The sequence below is a fragment of the Streptomyces sp. NPDC046985 genome, from assembly GCF_040644415.1.
Taxonomy (GTDB): Bacteria; Actinomycetota; Actinomycetes; order Streptomycetales; family Streptomycetaceae; genus Streptomyces.
This window is the reverse complement of sequence record NZ_JBEYWK010000014.1, coordinates 82,622-109,074: the sequence shown is the minus strand read 5'-3', so window position 1 is coordinate 109,074 and position 26,453 is coordinate 82,622. Positions and strand designations below refer to the sequence as shown.

The following is a 26,453-nucleotide window of genomic DNA, read 5'->3' as shown; positions in this document are numbered from 1 at the left end:
GCGCGACGATGAATCAGCCGCCCGCCCCCACCGCGGACGCCGTCCGCGAACTGGTCCGCACGCTGCTCGGGCAGCCCGCGGACACGGACGCCGGCCCCGACGTCCGGCCCGTCGCCGAGGGCGGCGGGAGCGATGGAGACGGCGAGCGCGAGGACTGCGGCGGGGCGCCGCATGCCCGTGACCTCAGCGCAGGCGAGGACCGCGGCGGGGTGTCGCATGCCTGACCTGGCCTGACCTGGGCGCAGGCGACGGATGAGGCGGGCGCCGCAGGTCCGGGACCTGGGCGCCGGGCTCTCAGCTCTGGGTCAGCACCACGCACGAGTGACCGGGCAGGCGCAGCATCCCGTCCTCGCCCGGCGCCTCCACCGGCGCCCACGCGGCCAGCACCCGCGCTGGACGTCCGCCCAGCGGAATGGCCGCCGGCTCCTTGCCGAGGTTGACCGCCACCCGTACGTCACCGCGCCGGAAGGCGATCCAGCGGGCGTCCTCGTCGAAGGCGACCTTCGTGTCGGCGAGGTCGGGGTCGGTGAGGTCCGGCTGCTCGCGCCGCAGCGCGATCAGCCGCCGGTACCAGTCCAGCAGGCGCGCGTGGGGCGCCCGCTCGGGCTCGGACCAGTCCAGGCAGGAGCGGTCCCGCGTGGCCGGGTCCTGCGGATCGGGCACGTCCTCCTCCGCCCAGCCGTGCTCGGCGAACTCCCGCCGCCTGCCCGTGCGCACCGCCTCCGCCAGCTCGGGGTCGGTGTGGTCGGTGAAGAACTGCCACGGCGTGCCCGCCGCCCACTCCTCGCCCATGAACAGCATCGGCGTGAACGGCGCGGTCAGGGTCAGGGCGGCCGCGCACGCCAGCAGGCCGGGGGAGTCCGCCAGCAGCGTCGACAGACGGTCCCCCTGGGCCCGGTTGCCCACCTGGTCGTGGGTCTGGGTGTAGCCGAGCAGCCGGTGCCCGGCCACCCGGGCGCGCTCCAGCGGGCGGCCGTGGCGGCGGCCCCGGAAGCTGGAGTAGGTCCCGTCGTGGAAGTAGCCGCCGCTGAGCGTCTTGGCGACGGCCGCGAGCGGCGCCTGCCCGAAGTCGGCGTAGTAGCCCTGGCGTTCGCCGGTGAGGGCGGTGTGCAGCGCGTGGTGGAAGTCGTCGTTCCACTGGGCGTGCAGGCCGAGGCCGCCCTCCGGGCGCGGAGTGATCAGCCGGGGGTCGTTCAGGTCCGACTCGGCGATCAGGGGCAGCGGGCGGCCCAGTTCGGCGGCGAGCGCGTCCACCGCCGTGGACAGCTCCTCCAGGAAGTGGTACGCCCGCGTGTCCACCAGCGCGTGCACCGCGTCCAGGCGCAGCCCGTCGATCCGGTAGTCGCGCAGCCAGGCCAGCGCGCTGCCGGTCAGGAAGTCGCGCACCTCGTCCGAGCCGGGCGCGTCCAGGTTGACCGCGGAGCCCCACGGCGTGTGGTGGGTGTCCGTGAAGTACGGGCCGAACTGCGGCAGGTAGTTGCCCGAGGGGCCGAGGTGGTTGTGCACCACGTCCAGCAGCACGGCGAGCCCCAGTTCGTGCGCCCGGTCGACGAACCGCTTCAGCCCCTCCGGACCGCCGTACGGCTCGTGCACCGCCCACAGCGAGACGCCCTCGTACCCCCAGCCGTGCCGACCGGGGAAGGGGCACACCGGCATCAACTCCACGTGGGTGACGCCCAGTTCCACCAGATGCCGCAGCCGCTCCGCGGCCGCGTCGAAGGTGCCCTCGGGCGTGTACGTGCCCACGTGCAGCTCGTACACCACCGCTCCGGGCAGCGGGCGCCCGGCCCAGTCGGCGGTGCGCCACGGGTGGCGCGCGTGGTCGACGACGGCGCTCAGCCCGTCCGGGCCGTCCGGCTGCCGCCGGGAGCGCGGGTCGGGCAGCACCGGGCCGCCGTCCAGCGCGAACCCGTAGCGCGAGCCGTCCTGCGCTTGTGCCTCTCCGGTCCACCAGCCCGCGCGCTCCGGATCGCGCTCCAGCGCGCTGTCCGCGCCGTCGCACTGGAGCGTCACTCGGCCGGCCTGCGGTGCCCACACCTCGAACTGCACGGACGGTTCCCCTTCGTCTGCTCACCGTGAGGTAGTGCCCCCATCGTCCTCCACAAGAGATCAAACCGCCTGTGAATCCGCCGTTTTGCGGCGGGTGTCGCGCGACGGCCGGCGCCGACGACCGGATTCAGGCGGTTTCTGGACAGCGGAACGCCGCTGCCCGACAATCACCAGCGTGACGTCGTCCCTTGAGTTCCCCATCTCCCCCGCGCGGCTGTCCGACGCCGAGCGCGACAAGGCGCTCAAGGTGCTGCGCGAGGGCGTCGCGGCGGGCCGCCTGTCGCACGAGACCTTTCTGCGGCGCATGGAGCTGGTGCTGACCGCCCGCGGCCCCGCCGAACTGACCGCGCTCACCGCCGACCTGACCGCGCAGAGCCGTCCGGCCCGCCTGGTGTTCGGCGCCGTGGAGGCGGTCTCCGGCTTCTTCGTGCGGCTGCGCGGTGCCTGGCAGGCGGAGCGGCTGCCCAAGCTGCTGCTGCCGCACCCCGCGGGCGACCACCCGCTGCGCATAGGGCGCGACCCGGCCAACGGGCTCCGGCTGAACCACGAGACGGTCTCCCGGGTGCACGCCGAACTGCGGTCGTACGGCGGCGCGTGGATCCTGCGCGACCTCGGCTCGACCAACGGCACGACCGTCAACGGGCGGCGCGTCATCGGGTCGGCCGTCGTGCGCGAGGGCGACCGGATCGGATTCGGGCAGATGTCCTTCCGGCTGGCCGAGGGCTGAGTCGCACTCCGCCGGCCGGGGCGCGACCACCCGTTCGAGTGAGCTGAGGTAAGAATCCGGGTCGCTGTGCCGATACATGCGCCATGACCCACTTCAGCAAGACGACCGCCCGGGTGCGCCGCGCCGCCACCGCGACGGCGGCCCTCCTCCTGGCGGGCGCGCTCCCCGTCCAGGCCGCGCAGGCGGCCCCCCGGCCGCACGTGCGGGCCAAGCAGTCGGGCTGGCTCTACGTCACGGTCGCGCGCGGCGAGAGCGGCCTCGGCGGCATCCAGGGCGCCCTGCTCCAGTGCGACCCGCCCCGGGGTTACGACTACGCCAAGGAGGCCTGCGCCGATCTGACCGCCGTGGACGGCGACATCCGCGCCATCCCCCGCAAGCACATGATCTGCCCGATGGTGTACATGCCGGTCACCGCCCAGGCGCGCGGCCAGTGGGAGGGACGCGTGGTCAACTACTCGGAGACCTTCGCCAACGACTGCGTGATGCAGGCCCAGACGGGAGACGTGTTCACTCTGGACGCGTGAGGCCGGGCCCGGCGGCCGGGCCGGCGGCGGGGCGAGCGGGCCGCGGGCCCGCTCCCCGCCCGCGTCGTCGGCCCGCTTCCCGTCGAGGCGCTCCCTTTCGGGGCGCTCCCTGTCGGGTTCGTCACGCTGTCAGCTCGTGCGCGTGGTGTGCGGCGGCCAGGACGGTGCGGGCCTGGTGCTCCACCTGATGCCGCATCGGGACCCAGCGGGCGCGGAAGCTGTCGGAGAACGCCTCGCTCCACGCCGCCACCAGGCGTCTCAGGCCCGCCGCACCGGGGTCGCCGGCCTCGCGCAGCACCCGTAGCAGCATCGCCGCCGCCCGCAGCGGCAGTCGGCGGCCGAAGGCGTCCACACTCCCGACGTAGGCCATCGTGGTGTCCGCGGGCGGCAGGTGCACCCAGTCCGCCGCGAGGCCCGGCGCCAGCCCGAGCCCCCACGTGGCCGCCCGCAGCAGCGGTCCGTCGGCGTCCGGCAGCCGGGGCAGCGCGTCCGCGAGCACCTGCTCCACCTGCCCGGCGTCGTGCAGCAGCCGGGACGCCAGCCGCCGCATCGCCGCCGCCGGATCAGGGTGCGGGGCGGGATCGTCGACGACGTCGCTCGCCCACATCGGCACCTCCACGATCGCGGTCAGCCCCCCGTGGCGGTGCGCGCGGTACCAGGTGCTGTGCCGCGCGTCGTCGGGCAGGCTCGGGTACGCGACGCCCGCGCCGGGCGCGGGCATCACCCGCACCCCCGGCCCGGAGACGGCCCAGCCCGCCGCGTCGCACGCGCCCCGCTCCACCGGGATGTGCAGCTCCGCCGCCGACTTGCCGAACGGCTCGGCGAGACCGGGCACGTCCCGGGTGAGCTGCACCCAGCTCCCGCCCAGCTCCGTGCCGTGCAGGGTCACCTGGAGGTAGGGGCACAGCGCGTCGATCACCGCGCACAGGGTGCGCGTCTCGGGCGGCAGCAGCTCGGGCGGCAGCACGGACGGCGACCATTCGGGCTGCTCCGCTCCGGCGGGCCGGAAGAACCCCAGGTGGTAGTCGAGCAGGCTGCGCGGGGCCGGTGTCTCGTGCAGGCTCGCCCCGTCCGGGTCGGCGCACAGCAGGAAGTGCCAGGAGGCGTCGGCCCGCAGCCCCGGTTCGTCCAGGACCCGGCGGGCCAGGGAGAGCAGGGCGGGGCCCCCGGTGGGCTCGTTGGCGTGGGCGCCCGACACCACCAGGACGGCACGCCGGGCGTGTCCGACCGACAGCAGGTGCAGCGGCCTGCCCGCCCGCGAGGCGCCCACCTGCTCCAGCACGCACAGACCCGGCCGGCCCGCGGCCAGCGCGCGAGCGGCGGCCACCAGTTCGGGGACACTCGGGTAGCGCGGCTCCGGCAGCGGACTCACCCCCGTAATCGTCCCGCCCGGCTTCGCCTTCCGCAGTACCCCACGGACACAGACGCCTGTCAAGAACGCCCGGGACGGGCGCCGCGCACTCGCTGGGGCGGGCGCCCCGCGCGTTCCCGCGCCCGCCCGGCGTTCGGGCGTACGCGCCCCCCGGGAGACCCCGCGCCCCCCCCCGGAGACCTAGCGCCCCCGCGCCCTCACGCCTGCTCGGACGGCTCCTGCACCCGCTCCAGCAGCGCCACCGGAAGGTGTGCGAGCAGCTTCGCCAGCGGGACCCGTCCCTCGAACACCCGGTCGGGTGCGAGGGCGTCGGCCCATCGGCCCGCGGGCAGCGGCAGCAGCGTGTCGCGCCAGCCGCCCTCCTCGGCCAGCCGCAGCGACAGCCGGGTCACCGCCGTGACCGTCTCTCCCGAGCGCGCGAACGCCGCGCAGTGGGCCGCCGCGGGCCCCTCGGCGTGCAGCGGGGCGTACGACGCCGCGCGGCCGAACGCCTCCGGCCGCCGCGAGCGCAGCCGCAGCGCCGCCGCCGTCACCGCGCCCTTGTCGCCCGGGGAGGCGGGCGGGAAGTCCGCGCGCGCCCGGTTGTCCGGGTCCACCAGCGCCCGGTACTCGGCCTCCGTGCCCTGGTACACGTCGGGCACGCCCGGCATGGTCAGATGCACCAGCGCGGCGCCCAGCACGTTCGCCTGGATGTGCGGCGCCAGCTCGGCGCGCAGCGCGGCCAGCCGCTCGCCCGGGGCGCCGCACGGGCCCTCGGCGACGAAGCGCTCCACCGCCTCCTCGTACGGCGCCTCCTGCTCGGTCCAGGTCGTGTAGAGGCCGGCCTCGCGCACGTGCTTCAGCAGCGCCTGCCGCACCCGCTCGCCGTCCGCCGGGCCGAGCCCGAACACCGTCTGCCAGGCGGCCCACGCCAGTTGCGCGTCCGGTGCGGGCGGCGCGGCCTCGCTCGCCTCCGCCAGCGCCCGCGACCAGCGCGCGGGGCACTCGGTGAGCACGGCCAGCGCCGCCCGCACGTCCGCGCTGCGCTTGGTGTCGTGGGTGGACACGACGGTCCCGCTGACCGGCCAGTCGCGCTGGAGGCGGGCGCAGTAGGCGTGGAAGTCCTCCAGGGACACGGCCGGACGCCCGGGGTCGCCGCCGACCTCGTTGGCCGACAGCAGCGGCACGTACCGGTAGTACGCGGTGTCCTCCACGGACTTGGCGCGCAGCGCGGAGGCGGCCTGCGCGAACCGGCTGCGCAGCTCCTCCGCCTCCGGTCCGTCGCCGGAGGCCAGCAGCAGGCCCCGCACGGCGTCCACCGCCTCGCCCTCCTCGGGCACCGAGAAGGCGAGCCGGGCCTCCTCGGCGGCCTCCTCGGTGAGCACCGTGGCCGGGTCGACGGACGTGTAGGGGCGGTACACCTCCATGCGGACCAGCAGTTCCTGGAGCGCGGTGCGCAGCGCCCAGGGGGCGCGGTCGCGCAGGGCGGGGTCCGGCGCGGCGCCGCTCAGGCGGCTCGCCACGCGGGTCAGCCGCTCCGTCTCGGCGGCCAGTTCGTGGGTGATCACCTGGTAGGCGGCCCGGCGCACGGTGGCCGCCCAGTCGCCGCCCCGGTCGGTCTGCGGCGCGGCGAAGCCCCGGTACCGCTCGGTCAGCTCGGCGGCCCCGCCGGGGTCGGCGAACAGGCCGTCGACGTGCCGCAGGGCGTCGTAGCCGGTGGTGCCGGCGACCGGCCAGGACGGCGGCAGGCGCTCGTCGTCGGAGAGGATCTTCTCCACCACCGTCCAGCGGCCGCCGGTCGCCTCGTGCAACTGGGCGAGGTAGGCGTCGGGGTCGGACAGGCCGTCGGGGTGGTCGACGCGCAGCCCGTCGATCACGCCCTCGCGCAGGAGCTGGAGGATCTTGGCGTGGGTCGCCTCGAACACCTCGGGATCCTCCACCCGCACTCCGATCAGCTCCGAGATGCTGAAGAAGCGCCGGTAGTTCAGCTCGGTGCGGGCCAGGCGCCACCACGCCGGCCGGTACCACTGCGCGTCGAACAGCCGCGGCAGCGGCAGCGTCTCGGTGCCCGCGCGCAGCGGGAAGACGTGGTCGTAGTAGCGCAGGACGTCGCCGTCCGCTTTGAGCTGGTCGATCTCCTTGCCGAGCGGTCCGCCGAGCACCGGCAGCAGCATCTTGCCGCCCTGCGCCTCCCAGTCGACGTCGAACCAGCGCGCGTACGGCGAGTGCGGGCCCTCGCGCAGCACCTCCCACAGGGCTCGGTTGTGCCGGGGCGACATGGCCATGTGGTTCGGCACGATGTCCACGATCAGGCCGAGCCCGTGCTCGCGGGCGGTGGCGGCCAGCGCCCGCAGGCCCTCCTCGCCGCCCAGCTCCTCGCGCACCCGCGCGGGGTCGACGACGTCGTAGCCGTGCGCCGAACCCGGGACCGCCTCCAGGACGGGCGACAGGTGCAGGTGCGAGAGGCCGAGCGACGCCAGGTACGGCACGGCCGCCTCGGCTGCCGCGAAGGGGAAGTCGGGCTGGAGCTGGAGCCGGTAGGTGGCGGTGGGCACGACGGGTTCGGGGCGCTCGGGTGTCATGCAGTGCTACGTACCCGCCCGGGGGGCTTTCCTGTCACCGGCGGGTCCGCCCCGCCCGCGCGCCGGCCTCCGCGGGGCGGCGGCCGGACCTCGTCCCAGGCCCGTCCGCGCCCGTGGACACGGCGGTCCGTTCACCTCGTCGGGTGAACGGACCGGCGGACGCGCGATCCGGCTACGTCGGGCGCCGGAGCACCGTCAGGCTGTGGTCCGCGAGGGTGAGCCGGTCGCCGGCTCGCACCTCGGGGCCGTCGCCCGGCGTGACCGGCTCGGCGCGCGCGGTGTCGACGACCACCTCCCACTCGGGCCCGTGGTTGACCGGCGCCACGAAGTCCAGCGGCTCCGGCGAGGCGTTGAACATCAGCAGGAACGAGTCGTCGCTGATCCGCTCGCCGCGCTGGCCCGGCTCCGAGATCGCGTTGCCGTTGAGGAACACGGTCAGCGCGGAGGCCTGCGCCGAGTCCCAGTCCTGCTGGGTCATCTCCTTGCCCTCCGGCGTGAACCAGGCGATGTCCGACAGCTCGTGGTGGGCGCCCTCCACCGGCCGCCCGTGGAAGAACCGGCGCCGGCGCAGCACCGGGTGCTCCTTGCGCAGCGCGGCCATCGCCCGGACGAAGTCCAGCAGCTCGGCGCCCTGCTCGCCGGGGGACTCCGGCCAGCGCACCCAGGACACCTCGTTGTCCTGGCAGTAGGCGTTGTTGTTGCCGTCCTGCGTACGGGCGAACTCGTCGCCGTGGCTGATCATGGGCACGCCCTGGGACAGCATCAGCGTGGCGATGAAGTTCCGCATCTGCCGGGCCCGCAGGCCGAGCACCTCGGGGTCCTCGGTCTCTCCCTCGGCGCCGCAGTTCCAGGAGCGGTTGTGGCTCTCGCCGTCCCGGTTCTCCTCGCCGTTGGCGTCGTTGTGCTTGTCGTTGTAGGCCACGAGGTCGTGCAGGGTGAAGCCGTCGTGGCAGGTCACGAAGTTGATCGACGCCAGCGGGCGGCGGCCGTCGTCCTGGTAGAGGTCGGAGGAGCCGGTGAGCCGCGAGGCGAACTCCGCCATGGCCCGCGGCTCGCCCCGCCACAGGTCCCGCACGGTGTCGCGGTACTTGCCGTTCCACTCGGTCCACAGCGGCGGGAAGTTGCCCACCTGGTAGCCGCCCTCGCCCACGTCCCAGGGCTCGGCGATCAGCTTGACCTGGGAGACCACCGGGTCCTGCTGCACCAGGTCGAAGAACGACGACAGCCGGTCCACCTCGTGGAACTGCCGCGCCAGGGTGGCCGCGAGGTCGAAGCGGAAGCCGTCGACGTGCATCTCGGTGACCCAGTAGCGCAGCGAGTCCATGATGAGCTGGAGCACGTGCGGGGACCGCATGAGCAGGGAGTTCCCGGTGCCCGTGGTGTCCATGTAGTAGTGCGGGTCTTCGGTGAGCCGGTAGTAGCGCGGGTTGTCGATGCCCTTGAAGGACAGCGTCGGCCCCAGGTGGTTGCCCTCGGCGGTGTGGTTGTAGACCACGTCGAGGATCACCTCGATGCCCGCCTCGTGCAGCGCCCGCACCGCCGACTTGAACTCCAGCACCTGCTGGCCGCGGTCGCCCCAGGAGGCGTACGCGTTGTGCGGCGCGAAGAAGCCGATCGTGTTGTAGCCCCAGTAGTTGTTGAGGCCCATGTCCACCAGGCGGTGGTCGTTCACGAACTGGTGGACGGGCATCATCTCCAGCGCCGTGACGCCCAGCTCGGTCAGGTGTTCGATGATCGCCGGGTGGGCGAGAGCCGCGTAGGTTCCGCGCAGCTCCTCGGGCAGCCCCGGGTGCCGCATGGTGAGGCCCTTGACGTGGGCTTCGTAGATCACCGTCTCGTGGTAGCCGTGCCGCGGCCGCCGGTCGTCGCCCCAGTCGAAGTACGGGTTGACCACGACCGACGTCATCGTGTGCGGCGCCGAGTCCAGGTCGTTGCGCCGGCCGGGGTCGTCGAAGTGGTAGCCGTACACCTCCTCGCCCCACCGGACCGCGCCGCTGATCGCGCGCGCGTAGGGGTCGAGCAGCAGCTTCGCGGAGTTGCAGCGCAGTCCGTGCTCCGGCGCGTACGGTCCGTGCACCCGGAACCCGTACCGCTGCCCCGGCATCACGCCCGGCACGTACGCGTGCCGCACGAAAGCGTCGCTCTCCCGCAGTTCCACCGCCGTCTCCGAGCCGTCGTCCTCCAGCAGACACAGCTCTACTCGGTCCGCGGCTTCGGTGAAGACCGCGAAGTTCGTGCCGGCGCCGTCATACGTGGCGCCGAGCGGATACGCCTCTCCAGGCCAGACCTGCATGGATACGACTCTTTCAGGTGTGCGGCGCCGCGGGTGGCGCCTGGTTCCGAGTCTCCCCGAAAGCGTGGGAACGGCGAGTGACCTACGTCCCTCATACCCCGCGATCGGCTCCGCGATCACTGCCCGTGCCGCCGCGGCGGCGCCGCTCACCCGGACGGGACGCGCGGGCGGCCGGGAAGCGGCCCGCGGGGCGCCGGGCGCAGGCGGCGCCCGAGCGGCCGGCCCGACCCGGCCTCACCCGCCGGTGCGCGGACGGCGCGGGGCCGCGTCGCGCGCCCCCCCGATGCCGGTCACCTGGCCGAAGTCGCCCTGTGCGCGGCGCACTTCCCGCCCTCCGGACCCCCTCGGCGCTATGAATCCGCTCACGGGGCGCACCGGCACGAAGGGGAACGGTCATACGTCCTGGGGAAGTTGGGAAAAGGAGCTGTCCATCCGGCTGCACCGCGGACCGCTCCCGGAGTACCCTTCCTTGATCGTTGAGACGGGGAGAGCTCGGGGGAGCGGAAGGCGGTGCGCGGGTGGGCTCGGGAGGGCTGGAGCTGCCCCCTGGTGACGAGGGTCACGAGGGGAACTCCACAGAGACCCCACCCGGCGCGGTGTCCCTGGCCCGGCCGATGGGCTCGGGCGCCATCGGGCCGGAGCTGGACTGGGACGCCGACGCGTGGCGCGAGGTGCGCACGCGCGCCCAGCGGGCCGGCCGGGCCTACATCTGGCTGAACCTTGTCGAGCAGCGGCTGCGCGCGGTGGTGGCCGCCGTGCTGCGCCCCGTCTACGAGCCCGTCCACGGCGACGACTGGGTGGTCGCCGCCGCAGGCCCGGCCGGACAGGAGTGGGTGCAGCGCGCCGTCGCCGTCCGCGAGGTCAGCCGCCGCAAGGGCTACCTCCTCGACCCGGCCGACGACAACGTCGTCAGCTTCCTCACCCTGCCGCAACTGCGCGAGCTGGTGGTGCAGCACTGGCCCTGCTTCGAGCCCTACCTCGACGAGCGCCGGGACGTCGAACTGGCCCTGGACGAGCTGGAGGTGACGCGCAACGTCGTCTCCCGCAACCGCGCCCTGTCCGAGGCGGTGCTCGCCCAGGCCGAACGGGCCTCCGCCCGCCTGCTGGAGACGCTCGGCACCGGCGGCGACGTGCCCTCCGCCCGGCGGCTGCCCGTCGACGCGGTGGAGGACCTGGTCGGCGACCGGTACGCGGACGTGGTCGCCGTGCACTCCGACCGGGTGCGGCTGCTGCGCCAGTTCCCGGCCGAGGACATCTTCGGCGGCGCCCGCCGCCTGGACACCTTCGGCATCGGGCTCAACCTGCTGGTGCAGAACTTCTCCGGGCGGCGGCTGGTGCGGCTGGCCGAGTCCGGCTGCCGGGTGCGGCTGCTGTTCCTCAACCCCGCCTCCAGCGCGGTGAAGCGGCGCGAGCGCGAACTCGGCCTCAAGCGGGGCGAGCTGAGCCGGTCGGTGGAGATGAACATCCTGCACATGCGCCGGGTGCGCGCCCGGCTGCGCGACCCGGGCGCCTTCGAGATCCAGGTCTACGACGAGACGCCGCGCGTCACCGCCTACCTGGTGGACGGCGACGGCTCCGACGGCGTCGGGGTCGTGCAGTCCTACCTGCGGCGCAGCCGGGGCATGGAGGCGCCGGTGCTCGTGCTGCGCAACGGAAGCCGCAGCGGCGGCAAGGTCGTCAAGTCCGACCGGTCGGACCACGGGGACGAGGGCGGCCTCTTCTCCGTCTACCGCGAGGAGTTCGAGGCGATGTGGGCGGATTCGCGCCCTGTGTCGTGAAACGCCGTTAAGCGGCTTGCTCTGGGGGGCCCGTGGTCCCCGGATGGCCCGTGGTCCCCGGATTGTCAGTGCCGCGTGCGAGGGTGGTGGCCATCGGGGGAGAGCACCACGAGAAGGGGGGCCGCCATGGGCCGGCGCCGGGAGACGTTCCATTCGACTCATCCGACAGCGCCGCGCCGGGTTCCGGCCCGCGCGGGGACGGGGGCCGCGCGATGAGCTGGATCACCGGGCCCCTGGCGGCCTTCGACCTGGAGACCACGGGGACGGACGTGGAGAGCGACCGCATCGTCACCGCGGCCGTCGTGCGGCTGGAGCCGACCGGCGCGGTCTCGGCGGAGCGCACGTGGCTGCTCGACCCCGGGGTGGCGATACCCGAACAGGCGTCGGCGATCCACGGCATCTCCACCCGCCACGCCCGCGAGCACGGCGCCTCGGCCTCGTCCGCCGTCGAGGACATCACCCAGGCGGTCGCCGAGGTGCTGCGCTCGGGGACGCCGCTGGTCGTGATGAACGCGCGCTACGACCTGTCGCTGCTGGACCGCGAATGCCGGCGCCACGGGCGGGACTCCCTCGGCGAGCGCCTGGGCGTGGCGCCCTCGCCGGTCATCGACCCCCTGGTGATCGACAAGCACGTGGACAAGTACCGCAAGGGCAAGCGCGCCCTGCACGCGCTGTGCGCGCACTACGGCGTGCCGCTCGACGACGCGCACGACGCGACGGCGGACGCGGTGGCCGCCGCCCGTGTGGTGCGGCGCATGGGCGAGCGGCACCAGCCCGTGGGGGCGATGCCGTTGACGGAGCTGCACGACCTCCAGGTCCGCGCGGCCGCCGCGCAGTCGGCCTCCCTGGAGGCGTATCTGCGCCGCACCACGAACCCGACGGCGGCCGTCGAGACGGCGTGGCCGGTCATCCCGCGGAGCCGATGACCGGCCGGGCGCGGCCGCGCAGCGCCGGACGGACCGGTCGCGCGTCTCCGTCTCCGGGTCCCCGGCTCTCCTGGTCTCCTGCCAGGGAGGCGCGTTGACCTCGGACGACCGCGCCATGCTCCCGAGCGCGGTCCCGCGCGGGCGGGGGCGTGCGCACTGGGGCGCGTCCGCGCGGGGGCGTGCGCGCTCGGCTCAGAAGGAGCGCCAGCGCACCGTCTCGTCGCCGTCCCGCAGGGACGCCACCCGGCGTTCGAACTCGGCCAGGGCACGGGGGTTGCCGGGCGCGTGCTGGGCGACCCAGGCGCAACTGGCCGTCTCCCGGGCGCCGCGCAGCACCGGGCAGCCCGCCCACTCCCGTACGTCCCAGCCGTATGCCGCGGTGAAGGAGTCGTACGCCTGGGCGGGCAGTCCGTAGCGGTCCCGGGACAGGGCCATGACCACCAGGTCGTGCTCGCGCAGGTCCGCGGAGAAGGTCTCCAGGTCGACCAGGACCGGGCCGTCCGGACCGACGTGCACGTTGCGCGGCAGCGCGTCGCCGTGGATCGGCCCCGGCGGCAGGTGCGGGGCGAGCGCGGCGGCGGCCGGGGCGAAGCCGTCGCGCCGCTCGCGCAGACAGGCCGCGTCCGCCGGGTCGATCGCGTCGCCCGCCAGCCGCAGCCAGCGCTCCACACCGCCCAGCAGATCCCGCGGCGGCAGCGCGAAGCTGGGAGCGGGCAGCGCGTGGACGGTCCGCAGCAGCTCCGCCAGATCCCCCGGTTCGGCGTCCCGCACCGGGTCGGGCAGCCGATGCCAGACGGTCACCGGGTGCCCCGCTGCCAGCAGCGGCTCGGGCTCGGCGGCGCGCACCGCGGGGACGCCGGCCTCGGCCAGCCACCGCGCGATCCGCAGTTCGCGCCGCGCCCGGTCCAGGAGTTCGGCGTCGCGGCCCACCTTGACGACGAGGCCGCCGGCGGCGAACACGGCGTTCTCGCCCAGCGCGAGCAGTCGCGCGTCGGCCGCCGGACCGGGCAGCACGCCCGCCGCGGCCAGCACGTCCCGCGCCCGCGCCTCGTCCATCGTCCGCCTCCGTGCCGCTGTCTGCCGTCTGCTGTCCGCTGTCCGTCATCCGCTGTCCGCGTGTGATCGGTTCGCCGCCCAGTCTTCCATCGCGCCCGGCGGGGGGCGGCGGCCGGGGCCGAGACGCCGCGGGCCGCCGCCCCGCCCTGCTGTGCTGCACGACCCCGAGGCAGCCCGGCGGCTCCACGACGTCCAGGCCGCGATGGCCCAAGAGGGCGGGACACGCGGGCGGCCGACCAGATCGAGGCCGAACTGCCCGCCGCGCTCGGGCAGTCGCAGACCGGCGGACTCGGGAACAACGCCGAGACGCGGTCCACGCGCGGCCCCGAGGAGCGCGGGGTCATCCCTGGCCGACGGGGCGAGGCGGGCGGCGGTCACCGCACTAGGCTGTGCGGATGACGAGGTATGCGGCGCTGCTGCGCGGGATCAACGTGGGGGGCGGCAGGAAGGTCCCGATGGCCGAACTGCGGGCTCTGGCCGGGGAACTCGGCTACGGCGAGGTCCGCACCCACCTTCAGAGCGGTCAGGCGGTCTTCACCTCCGACCGGGGCGACGAGGACGCGCTGGCGGCGCAGTGGGCGGCGGCGATCGAGCGGCGGTTCGGGTTCCCCGTGGACGTGATCGTGCGCGACCACGCCTATCTGCGCGCGGTGGCCGACGCCTGCCCGTTCCCGGCGGCCGACCTGGCGCCCAAGCAGCTCCACGTCACCTACTTCTCGGCCGCCGCCGAGGCCGGGCGGTTCGCCGGGATCGACCGGGCGGCCTGTCTGCCCGAGGAGTTCCGGCTCGGCGACCGCGCCCTGTACCTGTACGCCCCGGACGGCGTCGGCCGCTCCCGACTCGCCGACCAGCTCTCCCGCCCCCGTGTGACCAAGGGCCTGATCGCCACCAGCAGGAACTGGAACACCGTGCTCAAGCTCGTCGAGATGACCGCCGGAGAGGGGTGACGCCCCGCACCGACTGCCCGGCCTCCTCACGCACCGCCCGTCCCGCTCCCTCGGGCGCTTGCCGCCCGGACTCGCGGGCCCCGTCCGGCCTCTCGGCCCCGCCCAGTCCGCCGTCTCCCGCCCGGCCTCCCGGGGAGGGGGGCTGCTCATCCGGCCGCCGCAGGTCGCCTCGCGGCCGGCCTCCGCGGGTCGCCTCCCGGCAGGCCCGCCCGGCCTCTGCGGGTTGCCTCCCGTCAGGGCCGCCCGGCCGCCGCAGGTCGCCTCGCGCCCGGCCTCCGCGGGTCGCCTCCCGTCAGGCCCGCCCGACCTCTGCGGGTCGCCTCCCGTCAGGCCCGCTCGGTCTCCGCGGGGCGCCCCGCGTCCCGTCAGGCGCCGACCGCCGTGACTCCGGGCAGTCGGGCGGCGTCGTACCGTTCGAGCAGGACCCGGGCCACCTCCGGGGCCGGACCCAGGACCTCGGCGAGGACGTCGGCCCCGGCCGCGCCGCGGGCGATGCGGTCCGGCAGGAAGCCGGGGGCCAGGACGTACGGCGCGACCGCGACCCGCGCGCAGCCCAGCTCGCGCAGCTCGCGCACCGCGTCCTCGGTGCGCGGCGGGGAGGCGGAGGCGAACGCGGGCCGCACGGCGCGCCAGCCGGTGCGCCGCCACTCCCGCGCGACCCGTGCGATCACCGCCATGGCCTCCGGGTCGGAGGACCCCGCCGAGGCCAGCACGACTCCGGTCGAGGGTTTGTCGGCGGCGGACAGCCCGGCCTCGCGCAGCCGGCGCTCCAGCGCCGCGGTCAGCAGCGGCGACGGGCCGAGGACGTCGGCCTGCCTCACGCGCAGCCGGGCTGGCGCCTGGCGCAGCACGGACGGGATGTCCGCCTTGGCGTGGAAGGCGCGGGTCAGCAGCAGCGGCAAAGCCACGACGTCCCGCACGCCCTCGGCGGCCAGCGAGTCCAGCACGCCCCGCACGGAGGGCACGGTGAAGTCCAGGAAACCGGTCTCCACCCGCAGCTCCGGGCGCATCGCCCGCACCCGGCGCACCAGGGCGTGCACGGTGGCGGCGTGCCGTGGATCACGGCTGCCGTGGGCGATGACCAGGAGGACGGGCCGGTGGATCATGGGCTTTCAGCTTTTCACGAGCAGACCGCGGCCGCGCAGCACCCGCCGCTCCAGCGGGCTGAAGATCAGCAGGTCGATGGCGATGCCGACGAACAGAATCAGGATAATCGCCTGGAAGACCATCGACATGGAACTGGCGTTGCGGCCGTTCTCCAGCAGCGCGCCCAGGCCGATGCCGAGGTCGGGGGAGGAGGCGATGATCTCCGCCGCCATCAGCGAGCGCCAGGAGAACGCCCAGCCCTGCTTCAGTCCGGCCAGGTAACCGGGCAGCGCGGCCGGCAGGACGATGTGCCAGGCGCCGCGCGCCCCGGTCGCGCCCATCGTGCGGCCCGCCCGCAGGAACAGCGGCGGCACCTGGTCGATCCCGGAGACCAGCCCGTTGGCGATGGACGGCACCGCGCCGAGCAGGATCACCGCGTACATCATCGAGTTGTTCAGGCCCAGCCAGATCACCGCCGGCGGCACCCACGCCACCGACGGCAGCGACTGGAGTCCGGACAGCACCGGGCCGATCGCCGCGCGCACGAACCGCACCCGGGCCACCAGCAGCCCCAGCGGGGTGCCGATGGCCAGCGCGAACAGGAAGCCGAGCAGACCGCGCGAGACGGACGTCCAGATGTAGCCCAGCAGGTCGCCCCGGAGCCACGCGTCCTCGAACTCGCGGCCCACGGCCGCCGGCGAGGGCAGCTTGCTCGGGTCGTCGACCACCTTGAAGGCGACCAGCGCCTGCCAGAGCACGACCACCAGCACCAGCGCGGTGACCGGGGGGAGGATCTTGTCGACGAAGGTCCTCCGCAGCGGAGTACGGCCGCTGCGGGGAACCTCCAGCGCGTCGAGTCCGGCCCCGATCCCGGCCAGTTCGCCGTCCTGCTCCGTCGTCGTCTCAGTGCTGGCCATGGCGGCGGATCTCCCCACGCAGGACTTCGGTGATCTCCAGGGACAGCTCCGCGACGGGCGCGTCCTCGATACGGCGCGGCTGCGGAATGTCCACCGTCCACTGGCGGGCCACCCGTCCCGGGCGCGAGGACAGCAGCACCACGCGCTGGGCCAGCCGCACCGCCTCGCGCACGTTGTGCGTCACGAACAGCACCGAGACGCCCGTCTCCTGCCAGATCCGGGTCAGCTCGTCGTGCAGGACGTCGCGGGTGATCGCGTCCAGGGCCGCGAACGGCTCGTCCATCAGCAGCAGGTTGCTCTCCTGGGCGAGCGCGCGGGCCAGCGCCACCCGCTGGCGCATCCCGCCCGACAGCTCGTGCACGCGCTTGCCGTACGCGCCCTTCAGCCGGACCAGGCCGAGCAGTTCCTCGGCCCGGCCGCGCCGCTCCGCCTTGGGCACGCCCCGCAGTCTCAGGGCCAGTTCGATGTTCTTGCCCGCGGTCAGCCACGGGAACAGGGCGTGCTCCTGGAACATCAGGGCGGGCCGCCCGTCCGTGGCGATGGCGCCGGCGGTCGGTTGGTCCAGGCCCGCCACCAGGTTCAGCAGCGTGGACTTGCCGCAGCCCGACGCCCCCAGGAGGGTGACGAACTCGCCCGGGGCGACGTCGAGACTGATGCCGTCGAGTACGAGCTGCCCGCCGTCCGCGGTCGCGAAGGACTTGGAGACGTTGTCGAGGCGTGCCGCGTGCTCTACGGACTCGGCGGCCTCGGCGAAGGTCGTGGCCATGGTCGTCACCTCCTGGGAACGTGTCGGCTGCGGGCTCTACTTGACGCCGAGACCGGCGTCGCCGACGGCGGGGTCGCCCTCGGCCTGGAGGACCTTGTTCAGGATCCGGAGGTCGTAGATGCCGTCCAGCTTCGGCTGCTTGAGCAGGCCGGCCTTGACCGCGTGCTGCGCCTCGGTCCGCAAGGTGGCGGCCAGCGGGTCGTCGGTGACGCGGATGGACTTCCACGCCGGGTCCAGGACGGCCGCGGGCAGCGCCTTGCCGGAGTCGACGGCCAGTTGCCGGTTCGCCGCCGCCTTCGCGTCGTCCGGGTGGGCGTTGATCCACTTATTGGCGTCCACGGAGCCCCGCAGCACGGCCTCGACGGCCTCGGGGTGCGCGGTGAGGAACTTCTGCGACACGACGATGTTCGTGATCACGAACTTCTTGTCCGGCCACAGCGAGGACTCGTCGAGGAGGACCTTGCCGCCCGCGGCGACCAGCTTGGAGGCGGTCGGCTCGGGCGCCCAGGCGCCGTCGATGGAACCGGACTTGTAGGCGTCCGGGGTGACCTTGTTGTCGGTGCGGACCACCGACACGTCGCCCTTGCCGCTCTGCGCGTCCACCTTCCAGCCCTGCTCCGCCGCCCAGTTGAGGAAGGCGACGTCCTGGGTGTTGCCGAGCTGCGGGGTGGCGATCCGCTTGCCCTTGACGTCCTGCAACGACTTGATCTTCTTCGGGTTCACCACCAGCTTGACCCCGCCGGACGCCGAACCGCCGACGATGCGGAGGTTCTTGCCGTCGGACTTGGTGTAGCCGTTGATCGACGGGGAGGGGCCGATCCAGCCGATGTCGACGGCGCCGGAGTTCAGCGCCTCGATCTCGGACGGTCCGGCGTTGAAGATCTGGTACTTGGCCCGGGTGGCGCCCAGCGCCTTCTGGAAGAAGCCCTTCTGCACTCCCACCAGCGCGGTCGCGTGGGTCAGATTGCCGAAGTAGCCGATCTTGACGGAGTCCAGTCCGTCGACCTTCTTCGCCCCGGCGGCGACCTTCTGGGCGGCGCCGTCGACCTTGGACTGCGAGCCGTATCCGCAGGCGGCGAGCGCCAGCAAGGGGAGTGCGGTGACCGCGGCGAGGCCGCGGCGCAGAGCGGTGGAGCGGGTGGCAGGCACGGGAGGCCGTCCTCTCGTTGGCCCGGCGGTCACGGTCTCTCAGGTCGTGGCCGGGTCGTCGGCAGGGGTCTTCGTCGGGTCCGAGACGACGTCGGGTGGGGGGACGGGGCGCGCAGGCAGTGCGCGTACGTCAGCCCACACATCGGGCCACCCCGCCCTGCCCGCTGCCAAGGGCGCCGCTGCCGACCCGGCCGCCCTCTTTCGCGAACTGCGAGTAGAAATCGGTTGAGTTCATGGTCAGAAGTCCCAGCCGTCCTCGTCGGAGGCGTCCTTGACCGGCTCCGGCGCGGCGAAGGACTCGCCGACCATCCCGGCGGTCAGCGTGGCGCCGTCGGAGGGGTCGATCAGGATGAACGAGCCGGTGCGGCGCGAGTCGGCGTAGGAGTCGACCGGCAGCGGCTCGGCGGTGCGGATCTTCACCCGGCCGATGTCGTTGGCGAGGAGCCGCCCGGGGTGCGGGTGCAGGGACAGGTCGTCGAGGGTGAGCCGGGACGGGATGTCCCGCACGAGCGCCTTCACCGTGCGGGCGCCGTGCTTGAGCAGCACCCGGTGGCCGACGGTCAGCGGGACGTCGGCCACGTGGCAGACGGTGGCCTCCACGTCCTGGGTGGTGGCCGGGGCGTCCTTGCTCGGCACGATCAGGTCCCCGCGCGAGACGTCGACGTCGTCCTGGAGCAGCACGGTCACCGACTGCGTCGTCCAGGCCGCGTCCACCGGCTCGCCCAGCAGGTCGATGCCGGAGATCCGCGAGGTCCGCCCGGAGGGCAGCACCGTGACCTCGTCGCCGACGTGGAACGAACCGGCGGCGATCTGGCCCGCGTAGCCCCGGTAGTCGGGGTGCTCGGCGGACTGCGGGCGGATCACGTACTGCACGGGAAGCCGTGCGTGGCAGTGGCTGAGGTCGTGGCTGACCGGGACCGTCTCCAGGTGCTCCAGGACGGTCGGACCGCCGTACCAGTCCATGACGGCGGACGGCTCCACCACGTTGTCCCCCGCGAGCGCCGAGATCGGGATCGCCGTGACGTCCGGCACGCCGAGCTGGGTGGCGTACGCGGTGAACTCCTCGGCTATCCGCGCGAACTCGGCCTCCCGGTAGCCGACCAGGTCCATCTTGTTGACGGCCAGCACCACGTGCGGCACCCGGAGCAGGGCGGCGATGGCGGCGTGCCGGCGGGTCTGCTCGACGACGCCGTTGCGCGCGTCGACCAGGACCACCGTCAGCTCGGCGGTGGAGGCGCCGGTGACCATGTTGCGGGTGTACTGCACGTGCCCGGGGGTGTCGGCCAGGATGAACCGGCGCCGGGCGGTGGCGAAGTAGCGGTAGGCCACGTCGATGGTGATGCCCTGCTCGCGCTCGGCGCGCAGGCCGTCGGTGAGCAGCGCGAGGTCGGGGCCGTCCGCGCCCCGGCTCGCGGACGCCCGCTGCACGGCCTCCAGTTGGTCGGCGAGGACCGACTTGGAGTCGTGCAGCAGCCGCCCGACGAGGGTGGACTTTCCGTCGTCGACGGAGCCCGCGGTGGCGAACCGCAGCAGGGTGGTCTCCGAGAGCGCCTCGGCGGTGCTCGTGCTCATGGCTAGAAGTACCCCTCGCGCTTGCGGTCTTCCATCGCGGCCTCGGAGAGCTTGTCGTCGGCGCGGGTGGCGCCGCGCTCGGTGAGGCGGGACGCCGCGATCTCGGCGATCACCGCGTCCAGCGTGCCCGCCTCGGAGTCGACGGCGCCGGTGCAGGACATGTCCCCGACGGTCCGGTACCGCACGCGGCGCCTCTCGACGCTCTCACCGTCCTTCGGGCCGCCCCACTCGCCCGCCGTCAGCCACATCCCGGCCCGCTGGAACACCTCGCGCTCGTGGGCGAAGTAGATCTCCGGCAGCACGATGCCCTTGCGGGCGATGTACTGCCACACGTCCAGCTCGGTCCAGTTGGACAGCGGGAAGACGCGCACGTGCTCGCCCGGCGCGTGCCGCCCGTTGTACAGGTTCCACAGCTCGGGGCGCTGACGGCGCGGGTCCCACTGGGAGAACTCGTCGCGCAGCGAGAACACCCGCTCCTTGGCGCGCGCCTTCTCCTCGTCGCGGCGCCCGCCGCCGAAGACGGCGTCGAACCGCTCGGCCTGGATCGTCTCGGTCAGCGGCAGCGTCTGGAGCGGGTTGCGGGTGCCGTCCGGGCGCTCCTTGAGCACGCCCCGGTCGATGTAGTCCTGCACGGAGGCGATGTGCAGCCGCAGCCCGTGCCGCTCGACCGTGCGGTCCCGGTACCCCAGCACCTCGGGGAAGTTGTGCCCGGTGTCCACGTGCAGCAGCGCGAACGGCACCGGCGCCGGGGCGAACGCCTTCAGCGCCAGGTGCAGCATCAGGATGGAGTCCTTGCCGCCGGAGAACAGCAGCACCGGGTTCTCGAACTCCCCGGCCACCTCGCGGAAGACGTGCACCGCCTCGGACTCCAGCGCGTCCAGGTGCGAGAGCGCGTACGGCCGGCCGGCGCCTCCGCCGCCCTCCGCGCGCGCCGCCACGCTCGTCGTCATGCCAGTCCCCTTTCGCTGAGCAGGGCGTACACGGTCGACGCGGACTCCTGCACACTCTGGTGCTGCGACTCGATGCGCAGCTCGGGCGACTCAGGCGCCTCGTACGGGTCGTCGACGCCGGTCAGCCCGGTCAGCGTGCCCGCGGCCTGCCGGGCGTACAGGCCCTTCACGTCGCGCGCCGAGCACACCTCGACCGGGGTCGCGACGTGCACCTCGACATACGCCGCGCCGCTCTCCTCGTGCCGCTTGCGCACCGCGTCCCGGCTGTCCGCGTACGGCGCGATCACCGGGACCAGCGCCAGGACGCCGTTGCGGGCGAGCAGTTCGGCGACGAAGCCGATGCGCTGCACGTTGGCGTGCCGGTCCTCGCGGCTGAAGCCGAGGCCCGCGGAGAGGAACGCGCGGATCTCGTCGCCGTCGAGCACCTCGACGCGGCGGCCCTCCTCCCGCAGCCGCACGGCCAGTTCGTGCGCGATGGTGGTCTTGCCGGCGCTCGGCAGACCCGTGAGCCAGACGGTGGCTCCGGTCGTCACGTGGGTCTCCTGTGGGTGAGTCATCGGTCAGCTGTGCAGTCCGCACTCGGTCTTCGCGCGGCCCGCCCAGCGGCCGGCCCGCGCGTCCTCGCCCTCCAGCAGCCTGCGGGTGCAGGGCGCGCAGCCCACGGAGCCGTAGCCGTCCGACAGCAACGGGTTGGTGAGCACGCCGTGTTCGGCCGTGTACGCGTCCACGTCGTCCTGGGTCCAGCGGGCGATCGGCGAGACCTTGACCTTGCGCCGCCGCTCGTCCCAGCCGACCACCGGGGTGTTCGCCCGGGTCGGGGACTCGTCGCGGCGCAGCCCGGTCGCCCACGCCCGGTACCCCCGCAGCCCCTGCTCCAGCGGCCGCACCTTGCGCAGCGCGCAGCACAGGTCGGGGTCGCGGTCGTGCAGCTTCGGACCGTACTCGGCGTCCTGCTCGGCGACCGTCTGGCGCGGGGTGAGGCTGATGACGTTGACGTCCATCACCGCCTCCACCGCGTCGCGGGTGCCGATGGTCTCCGGGAAGTGGTAGCCGGTGTCGAGGAACACCACGTCCACGCCGGGCCGGACGCGGGAGGCGAGGTGGGCGACCACGGCGTCCTCCATGGAGGAGGTCACGCAGAACCGCTCGCCGAAGGCGTCCGCGGCCCAGCGCAGGACGTCCAGCGCGGAGGCGTCCTCCAGGTCGCGTCCGGCCCGCTCGGCCAGATTCCGCGACTCCTCGTCAGTGCGCTCTTCTTGAGTGGTCGTCATGCCTGCTCGTCCCCTCCGTCGGCGGGCTGTCGGAGTCCCCGGGCCAGCAGCCCGAGGAACTTCAACTGGAAGGCCCGGTTGCAGGCCGCGCATTCCCAGGTCCCCCCGCCGCGCTCGGCCGCGCTCGCGCGGGGGGACCCCGATCCCGGCTCGCTGGGGCGCAGGTCCTCGTCGCCGCAGTAGGGGCAGTAGAAGGGCGCGGCTCGCTCGCTCATGACAGCGCCTCCTCCGACGCGCGGGCCGCCCAGGCGGCGAAGCGCTCGCCGTCCTCGCGCTCCGCCTGGAACCGGCGCAGCACCCGCTCGATGTAGTCGGGCAGGTGCGCGGACGTCACCTTCAGGCCGCGCACCTTGCGCCCGAAGCCCGGCTCCAGGCCGAGCGCGCCGCCCAGGTGCACCTGGTAGCCCTCGACCTGCCGGCCGTCGTCGTCCATGACCAACTGGCCCTTGAGGCCGATGTCCGCCACCTGGATGCGGGCGCAGGCGTTCGGGCAGCCGTTGAGGTTGACGGTGATCGGCTCGTCGAAGTCCGGCAGGCGGCGCTCCAGTTCGTCGATCAGCGAGCTGCCGCGCGCCTTGGTCTCCACGATGGCGAGCTTGCAGAACTCGATGCCGGTGCAGGCCATCGTGCCGCGCCGGAACGGCGACGGGTTCACCGTGAGGTCCAGCGCCTCCAGGGCGGCCACCAGCGAGTCGACCTGGTCCTGCTCGACGTCGAGCACGATCATCTTCTGCTCGACGGTGGTGCGGACCCGTCCCGAGCCGTGCGCCTCGGCGAGGTCGGCGATCTTGGCGAGGACCGTGCCGTCCACGCGGCCCACGCGCGGTGCGAAGCCGACGTAGAAGCGGCCGTCCCGCTGCGGGTGCACGCCGACGTGGTCGCGCCAGCGCTCCACCGGCTGCGCGGGCGCCGGGCCGTCGACGAGGCGCCGCTTCAGGTACTCGTCCTGGAGCACCCGGCGGAACTCCTCCGCGCCCCAGTCCGCGACCAGGAACTTCAGCCGGGCGCGGTTGCGCAGCCGCCGGTAGCCGTAGTCGCGGAAGAGCGAGATGACGCCCTCGTACACGTCCGGCACCTCGTCCAGCGGCGCCCACGCGCCCAGCCGCACGCCGATCTTGGGGTTGGTGGACAGGCCGCCGCCGACCCACACGTCGAAGCCGGGGCCGTGCTCGGGGTGGTCGACGCCGACGAACGCCACGTCGTTGATCTCGTGCGCCACGTCCAGCAGCGGCGAGCCGGAGATCGCGGACTTGAACTTGCGGGGCAGGTTGGAGAACGCCGGGTTGCCGATGACCCGGCGGTGGATCTCGTCGACCGCCGGGGTGCCGTCGACGATCTCGTCCGCGGCGATGCCCGCGACGGGGGAGCCGAGGATCACACGGGGCGTGTCGCCGCACGCCTCGGTGGTGGACAGGCCGACCGCCTCCAGCCGGTTCCAGATCTCGGGCACGTCCTCGATCCGGATCCAGTGGAGCTGGATGTTCTGCCGGTCGGTGATGTCGGCGGTGCCGCGGGCGAACTCCTGCGAGACCTCGCCGATCACCCGCAACTGCCCGGTGGTCAGCCGGCCGCCGTCGATGCGCACCCGCAGCATGAAGTAGCGGTCGTCCAGCTCCTCCGGCTCCAGGATCGCCGTCTTGCCGCCGTCGATCCCGGGCTTGCGCTGGGTGTACAGGCCCCACCAGCGCATCCGGCCGCGCAGGTCGTTGGGGTCGATCGAGTCGAAGCCCCGTTTGGAGTAGATCGTCTCAATGCGCGTCCGCACGTTGAGACCGTCGTCGTCCTTCTTGAACTGCTCGTTTCCGTTCAGCGGGGTGAGGTGCCCCACCGCCCACTGACCCTCGCCGCGGTGACGGCTCACCTTGCGGCGGGGGGTCGCGGCGGCAGGCTTCGGCGGGGTGGCGGCCATGGGTAGTACGTCCTTCGGGACTGGCGGTGAACGGCTCTGACCTGCGCGTGCGGGCGCAACGGACCAGCGTTGCGCGGCATTGCGCGACAGGGGGCAGGCGATGAGGGGACGCGGCGTCGCCGGAAGATCAGCTCGCCGGACAGATGGCGCTGGACATGCGGCCGTGGTCGACGTGTCGTCGACTCACCAAGGCGATTCCAGTTCCAGACATGAACGCAGCGTGTCACGGCGCTCAAGCCGCAGTCCAGCTTTATCCATGATGCGGACACTCTCATCCCGTACGGCGAGACAGCCACAGTGTCGATCACATGCCGCGCGTACAGGGGTGTCCGTCCAGGTCAGGCGGGGTAGGCGCCCGGCCATGGACCCGGAGCGTCCGCCTCCGGCTCCTCCTCGACCGCGGTGTCGTACAGGGCGAAGCCGCGGCGCCGGTAGTTGTCCAGCGCGTGCGCGCCGTCCTTGCTGCACGTGTGCAGCCACACCCTCTTCGTCGGTGCCAGCCCCGGCCAGCGATCGGCGAGGTCCCAGGCGCGGGCGGCGCCGTACGACAGCAGGTGGCCGCCGATCCGCCGGCCCCGGAAGGCGGGGAGCAGCCCGAAGTAGGCGATCTCCACCACCCCGTCGTCCTGCGCCTCCAGTTCGGCGTACCCGGCGGGCGTGCCCCGCTCGTAAGCCACCCACGTCTCCACTCCCGGACGCTCCAACCACGCCTGCCAGCGGGCGTGGGACCAGCCCAGCCGGTCCGTCCAGCGGATGTCGCCGCCGACCGAGGTGTAGAGGAACCGGCTGAACTCGGGCGAGCGCGCCTCGGCCCGCAGCACCTGGACGTCCCCCTCGGGCGCGGCGGCCGGGAGGAGGTCGGTCGGCGCGGTCTGCTCCAGAGACCAGGTGGTCACGGCGATGTTCGTCATGCCGGTCAGGGAATCATCCGCCCCGCGCCGCCGTCGATCGGGAGTGACCGGGCTCACGCCGCCAGGCCGCACTCGCCCCTTCGCGCCGCGGCAGCGGGCGCCGCGCCGGGCGTCGGCCGCCCGGCGCGAAGGGGCGGACACGGCCTGGCGGGCGCTACCGCGACCCGCGGTCCAGTGCGGACAGCGGCACCGCGAACAGCGTCTGTCCGGACAGCGACCACAGCTCGCCGGTCCCCTCCCAGTAGGACAGGGAGCCGGCGCCGTCGCCCCAGCAGCGGCGCGCGTCGCCGAACGATCCGCACGCACGCGCCACGGCGCCCCCGAGGTCCTGACGCCACAGCGCGCCGCGCTCGCCCGGCCGGCCCGCGGTCCGCCCCAGGTACCAGGCGGCGCGACCGGTCGGGCCGGTGCGGTGCGACAGCACGCCCCGCACGCCGTCCGCCTTCGAGTCGTACGCCTCCACCGCGGCTGCCGTGCCCGCCGAGTCCGCGGCCAGCAGCCCCGCACGGGCCGGGTCCGTGCTGAACGCGTAACGCCACAGCCGGGTGTGCCGACCGCTGCCCCTGGGCGACGTCTCGCTGGCGACCAGGCTGTTCGGCAGGGAACTGCGGTCCACCGAGAGGCCGTCCGGACAGGGCGGCCCGGACGCCGAAGGGCCTACGGCGGCTTCCCCGGCCTGGGCGTCGGAACCGGGTGCGCGCGCCGGGCCCGCGCATGTCCCCCGCGCCGGGCGGTAGGCGGCGACGGCGGGCAGCGCCCACCGGTAGCCGGACGCCCACCGGTGGCCGGACGCCGACTGGTGGCCGGGTGCCGACTGGTAGCCGGGCGCCGACCGGCCGCCCGGCGCCCGGCCGACCGCGCCGGAGGCGGCGGAGGCGACGGTCGGGTGCGCGGTGCGGCGCAGGTCGTAGATGCGGTGCAGGTCGTAGACGAACAGCGCGTCGTGGTCGGCGCCGGAGGCGGTGACCAGCAGCTTGTCGCCGTACCAGGCCATCCCCGACACGCGCGAGGCGAGCGCCCGGAGGCCGCCGCCGGGGGAGGGGACGGTCAGCAGCGCCCAGGTGTAGGTGAGGCGGTCCGGGTCGTCGGCGTTCACGAACGCCACCCGGGCCAGGTCGCCGTCTGCGCCGCCGCGGTGCGTCCAGCCGGACAGGAGTAGCCGGTGACCGCCCCAGAGCCCGTCCGCCTCGGCGTCCCCCGAGGTGGTCACGGACTCCGGCCGCCATCCGCGGCCCGCGGTGTCGGCGGCGTCCCAGCAGTAGGCGCGGGTGACAGCCGGTTCGACGGGCAGCGCCTTCCGCTCGTCGGCCGTGCAGGCGTCCTCGGTGCGCAGGGTGCGGTCGGCGGACCGCAGGACGGCGTCGACGGCCACCGGGCGGCCCGTCGCCGCGGCCAGCCGGTCCGTCAACGGCCGGGGGAACGGCTGCTCCGTCAGGCGCAGTCCGGCCAGCTCCGCGGACGAGGTCACCGGCCGCAGGGCCCCGGGATCGTCGGTGACGGTGGCCTGGGAGGCGCTGATCAGGGTGGCCGCGGCCGTGAGAGCGAGGCCCGCTCCGGCCAGCGCGGCGCGCAATGCCCTGCCTCGCCTGCGACGGCGGTGCCTGCCGCGCTGCTTCATCCAACCCCCCAGGTCAGGGCTCGGTCCGCCCGCGGGACGCGCCCACCGGCCGGGACCCAACTGCACTGCCC

General features: G+C 74.1%; 23 protein-coding genes. 6 read left to right on the top strand and 17 right to left on the bottom strand.

The genetic code is table 11. From position 1 onward, the window contains the following. Positions 1–8: 8 nt before the first annotated feature. Positions 9–224, top strand: coding sequence for a hypothetical protein (locus ABZ861_RS19520; protein ID WP_361631677.1), 216 nt, complete (start codon positions 9–11; stop codon positions 222–224). Between the two features lie 70 nt (positions 225–294). On the opposite strand, the gene treZ is transcribed toward ABZ861_RS19520, so the two are convergent. After that, positions 295–2,049, bottom strand: coding sequence for a malto-oligosyltrehalose trehalohydrolase (gene treZ, locus ABZ861_RS19515; protein ID WP_361631675.1), 1,755 nt, complete (start codon positions 2,047–2,049; stop codon positions 295–297). Between the two features lie 175 nt (positions 2,050–2,224). On the opposite strand from treZ, the gene ABZ861_RS19510 reads away from it, so the two are divergent. Next, complete coding sequence (locus ABZ861_RS19510) at positions 2,225–2,776, top strand: DUF1707 and FHA domain-containing protein (RefSeq protein WP_361631673.1); 552 nt, start codon at positions 2,225–2,227, stop codon at positions 2,774–2,776. Positions 2,777–2,859: 83 nt separating this feature from the next. After that, positions 2,860–3,300 (top strand): SSI family serine proteinase inhibitor, encoded by a 441-nt coding sequence (locus ABZ861_RS19505; RefSeq protein WP_361631671.1) that lies wholly within the window; start codon positions 2,860–2,862, stop codon positions 3,298–3,300. A 121-nt stretch (positions 3,301–3,421) separates the two neighbouring features. Here the strand turns inward: ABZ861_RS19505 and ABZ861_RS19500 are convergent, their stop codons facing one another. The 3 genes from ABZ861_RS19500 to glgX form a co-directional block, all read right to left on the bottom strand. Continuing rightward, the gene (locus ABZ861_RS19500) at positions 3,422–4,672 is read right to left on the bottom strand and encodes a M14 family zinc carboxypeptidase (RefSeq protein ID WP_361631669.1); all 1,251 of its coding nucleotides are present in this window, start codon (positions 4,670–4,672) and stop codon (positions 3,422–3,424) included. A gap of 197 nt (positions 4,673–4,869) precedes the next feature. Then, a complete protein-coding gene (gene treY, locus ABZ861_RS19495) occupies positions 4,870–7,233 on the bottom strand; it encodes a malto-oligosyltrehalose synthase (protein ID WP_361631667.1) in 2,364 nt (787 codons plus the stop codon). A 172-nt stretch (positions 7,234–7,405) separates the two neighbouring features. Beyond that, complete coding sequence (gene glgX, locus ABZ861_RS19490) at positions 7,406–9,526, bottom strand: glycogen debranching protein GlgX (RefSeq protein ID WP_361631665.1); 2,121 nt, start codon at positions 9,524–9,526, stop codon at positions 7,406–7,408. Positions 9,527–10,044: 518 nt separating this feature from the next. Between glgX and ABZ861_RS19485 the strand changes: the two genes are divergently transcribed. After that, positions 10,045–11,304, top strand: coding sequence for an SAV2148 family HEPN domain-containing protein (locus ABZ861_RS19485; RefSeq protein ID WP_361631663.1), 1,260 nt, complete (start codon positions 10,045–10,047; stop codon positions 11,302–11,304). A 212-nt stretch (positions 11,305–11,516) separates the two neighbouring features. After that, positions 11,517–12,230, top strand: coding sequence for an exonuclease domain-containing protein (locus ABZ861_RS19480; protein WP_361631661.1), 714 nt, complete (start codon positions 11,517–11,519; stop codon positions 12,228–12,230). Positions 12,231–12,422: 192 nt separating this feature from the next. Here ABZ861_RS19480 and ABZ861_RS19475 read toward each other — a convergent pair whose 3' ends face one another. Further along, positions 12,423–13,286, bottom strand: a complete 864-nt coding sequence (locus ABZ861_RS19475; RefSeq protein WP_361631659.1) for an aminoglycoside phosphotransferase family protein — start codon at positions 13,284–13,286, stop codon at positions 12,423–12,425. A 395-nt stretch (positions 13,287–13,681) separates the two neighbouring features. Here ABZ861_RS19475 and ABZ861_RS19470 point away from each other — a divergent pair, with 395 nt between their 5' ends. Continuing rightward, positions 13,682–14,233, top strand: coding sequence for a DUF1697 domain-containing protein (locus ABZ861_RS19470; protein ID WP_361631658.1), 552 nt, complete (start codon positions 13,682–13,684; stop codon positions 14,231–14,233). A gap of 365 nt (positions 14,234–14,598) precedes the next feature. On the opposite strand, the gene ABZ861_RS19465 is transcribed toward ABZ861_RS19470, so the two are convergent. From ABZ861_RS19465 to ABZ861_RS19410, 12 genes are all read right to left on the bottom strand, one after another. Continuing rightward, on the bottom strand, positions 14,599–15,339 hold the full coding sequence (locus ABZ861_RS19465) for a sirohydrochlorin chelatase (protein WP_361631657.1): 741 nt from the start codon (positions 15,337–15,339) through the stop codon (positions 14,599–14,601). Between the two features lie 6 nt (positions 15,340–15,345). Beyond that, entirely contained in the window at positions 15,346–16,236 is an 891-nt protein-coding gene (locus ABZ861_RS19460) for an ABC transporter permease (RefSeq protein WP_361631655.1), read from the bottom strand. Next, a complete protein-coding gene (locus ABZ861_RS19455) occupies positions 16,223–17,002 on the bottom strand; it encodes an ABC transporter ATP-binding protein (RefSeq protein ID WP_361631653.1) in 780 nt (259 codons plus the stop codon). Before ABZ861_RS19455 ends, ABZ861_RS19460 begins: the two co-directional genes overlap by 14 nt. A gap of 36 nt (positions 17,003–17,038) precedes the next feature. Beyond that, positions 17,039–18,151, bottom strand: coding sequence for an aliphatic sulfonate ABC transporter substrate-binding protein (locus ABZ861_RS19450; RefSeq protein WP_361631651.1), 1,113 nt, complete (start codon positions 18,149–18,151; stop codon positions 17,039–17,041). Positions 18,152–18,388: 237 nt separating this feature from the next. Further along, the gene (locus ABZ861_RS19445) at positions 18,389–19,723 is read right to left on the bottom strand and encodes a GTP-binding protein (RefSeq protein ID WP_361631649.1); all 1,335 of its coding nucleotides are present in this window, start codon (positions 19,721–19,723) and stop codon (positions 18,389–18,391) included. Between the two features lie 2 nt (positions 19,724–19,725). After that, the gene (gene cysD / locus ABZ861_RS19440) at positions 19,726–20,673 is read right to left on the bottom strand and encodes a sulfate adenylyltransferase subunit CysD (protein ID WP_361631647.1); all 948 of its coding nucleotides are present in this window, start codon (positions 20,671–20,673) and stop codon (positions 19,726–19,728) included. Further along, positions 20,670–21,206 carry an adenylyl-sulfate kinase gene (gene cysC, locus ABZ861_RS19435; protein WP_361631645.1) on the bottom strand — a complete coding sequence of 179 codons (537 nt, stop codon included), beginning with the start codon at positions 21,204–21,206 and terminating at the stop codon, positions 20,670–20,672. Before cysC ends, cysD begins: the two co-directional genes overlap by 4 nt. A 27-nt stretch (positions 21,207–21,233) precedes the next feature. Then, on the bottom strand, positions 21,234–21,944 hold the full coding sequence (locus ABZ861_RS19430) for a phosphoadenylyl-sulfate reductase (RefSeq protein WP_361631643.1): 711 nt from the start codon (positions 21,942–21,944) through the stop codon (positions 21,234–21,236). Then, complete coding sequence (locus ABZ861_RS19425; protein WP_361631641.1) at positions 21,941–22,159, bottom strand: hypothetical protein; 219 nt, start codon at positions 22,157–22,159, stop codon at positions 21,941–21,943. The genes ABZ861_RS19430 and ABZ861_RS19425 overlap by 4 nt, the downstream gene beginning before the upstream one ends. Then, complete coding sequence (locus ABZ861_RS19420) at positions 22,156–23,853, bottom strand: nitrite/sulfite reductase (protein ID WP_361631639.1); 1,698 nt, start codon at positions 23,851–23,853, stop codon at positions 22,156–22,158. Before ABZ861_RS19420 ends, ABZ861_RS19425 begins: the two co-directional genes overlap by 4 nt. Positions 23,854–24,191: 338 nt before the next feature. Beyond that, the gene (locus ABZ861_RS19415; protein ID WP_361631637.1) at positions 24,192–24,764 is read right to left on the bottom strand and encodes a GNAT family N-acetyltransferase; all 573 of its coding nucleotides are present in this window, start codon (positions 24,762–24,764) and stop codon (positions 24,192–24,194) included. Between the two features lie 154 nt (positions 24,765–24,918). After that, on the bottom strand, positions 24,919–26,382 hold the full coding sequence (locus ABZ861_RS19410; RefSeq protein WP_361631635.1) for a hypothetical protein: 1,464 nt from the start codon (positions 26,380–26,382) through the stop codon (positions 24,919–24,921). Positions 26,383–26,453: the final 71 nt, after the last annotated feature.